This is a genomic window from Rhodospirillales bacterium, assembly GCA_016872535.1.
Classification (GTDB): domain Bacteria; phylum Pseudomonadota; class Alphaproteobacteria; order Rhodospirillales; family 2-12-FULL-67-15; genus 2-12-FULL-67-15.
Map to the genome: position 1 here is coordinate 1 of VGZQ01000153.1, position 1,744 is coordinate 1,744.

The following is a 1,744-nucleotide window of genomic DNA, read 5'->3' on the forward strand; positions in this document are numbered from 1 at the left end:
TTCAGCCGCGCGATGATGGCCGCGACCGCCGCCTCCTCGTCCTCGGACAGCGGCACGCGCGGGAACGCGGCCAGATGGAATCCCCGGCGCAGGGCCCGCGCGGCGAAGGACAGACGCTTGGGGTATCTATTGCTCAACAAGACCGGGGAGAGGCGCTGCCCGTGAGTAAAGCTTCGGACCATCGGTTCCAGCATCAACAGGCTGGGCAGCACCAGCAGGGCCTCGCGCGGCCCGTGCGCCATCCCAACCGCGCGTGAGAAGGCATCCATGGTCGTCTCCCAAGCCGCGCGCAAGGCATTCGTGCCGGTCGGGGGATTGACGATCATGCGCGTCGTCGAGAATTCATCGGGCGCGGAGGGCGCGCCGCCCAGCCGGTCGATCACGCCCGCGCCGGCGGCCTCGGCCGCCTCGGCGACCAGCCAGCGCTTTGCTTGGTCATCGAGCAGGTCGTAATCGGAGCGCAGATCGACAAGCTCGACGGTTTCGACCTTGAAGCGCCGCGCCAGCGCGGCGACGGCGTGGCGGAAGCGCTCATAATAATGGCAGGCATGGCCGACTTCGCGGATGAACTGGCCGCCGATGGAAACGCCTTGGAACAACGTCGCATCCTGGCCGTCGATCATCGGCCAGCGCGCCGCATCAATGTAAGCGTCACACCATGTTCGCGGGTCATGGCAATCGGCCAGGCCCGCCTCGATATGCAGGGCGGGCCATCCGCGCGCCGCCGCTTCCTGCCAGGCCAGCCAGTCGCTGCTGACCGTCAGGGTATCGCCGTCGGGGCGGACGGCATCGAGCTGCGAGCGCGCCGCGACCAGCACCAGGCGCCGGTAGCGGCCGGCGAGACCCGGGGGATCGTCCCGCACCGAGGGAACGACGAGGCTCACCGGCGGGACTTCGCCGGAACGCCGAAAACGCGCGCTCCGGCGGCGACGTCGGCAACCACGGTCGCGCCGGCGGCGACGGTCGCGCCGGGCCCGATGACGACGCCCTGAACCACGGTCGCGCCGGGGCCGAGATGGGCATTGTCGCCGACGGTGACGCCGCCGGATAAGGTGACGCCCGGCGCGAGGTGGACATGGGCACCGATGACGCAGTCGTGGTCGACCGCTGCCCGGGTGTTGAGAACGCAGTTGGGGCCGAGCCGGACGCCGGGCTGGACGACCGCGCCGGCCATGACCTGAACGCCCTCGCCTAAAATCGTTTCGGGTCCGACTACCGCGTGAGGATCGATCACGCTGGCGAAACGCCAGCCGCGCGCCGACCAACGTTCGAACAGGCGCTTGCGCGCCGAATGGGGTTCCAGCGAGCCGACGCCGTTGACCAGTTTCGTTGCGGCGGAATCGAAACCGGCGAGAACGCTTTCGTCACCCAGGACAGCAACGCCCAGGACCGGGCAATCGCTCGCCGCCGTCTCGGCAACGACGCAGCCCCGCACCTCGACGCCCAAGCGGCGCAGGGACGCGATCAGCACCTTGGCGTGCCCGCCCGCGCCCAAAACAACGACCGGATCGCTCATCGCTTCATCATCCACGGACTCGAGGGGATATTGGCCAGGCGGGCGAACGTCGCCTCGGTGACGGCAAGATCGTCGGCGCGCGGGGCCTCGCGGTGGGCGGCGGTCTGGTGTAGCGGCCGCCAACACGGCCGGGTCTGGATGCCGGCGGCGTTGGTTTCGGCGAGAAAGCGGTCGCGCGTCTCGGCGTCGTCGAAGCGCAGCGCGTTGAGCCAGTAGTTGCCGCGATCC

3 protein-coding genes are annotated in these 1,744 nt (G+C 69.6%); all 3 read right to left on the reverse strand.

What is annotated here, in order from left to right:
- Nucleotides 1-884: hypothetical protein (locus tag FJ311_16260; GenBank protein ID MBM3952988.1), on the reverse strand; the 884-nt coding region annotated here is incomplete at its 3' end.
- Nucleotides 881-1,516, reverse strand: coding sequence for an acetyltransferase (locus FJ311_16265; protein ID MBM3952989.1), 636 nt, complete (start codon nt 1,514-1,516; stop codon nt 881-883). The genes FJ311_16260 and FJ311_16265, both read right to left, overlap by 4 nt.
- Nucleotides 1,513-1,744, reverse strand: a 232-nt coding sequence (locus FJ311_16270) for an aminotransferase DegT (GenBank protein MBM3952990.1), incomplete at its 5' end; no start/stop codon positions are given. The genes FJ311_16270 and FJ311_16265, both read right to left, overlap by 4 nt.

Excerpts from the sequence above, each read along its gene's own strand:
- FJ311_16265 (MBM3952989.1), bottom strand. The coding sequence starts at position 1,516 with ATGAGCGATCCGGTCGTTGTTTTGGGCGCGGGCGGGCACGCCAAGGTG.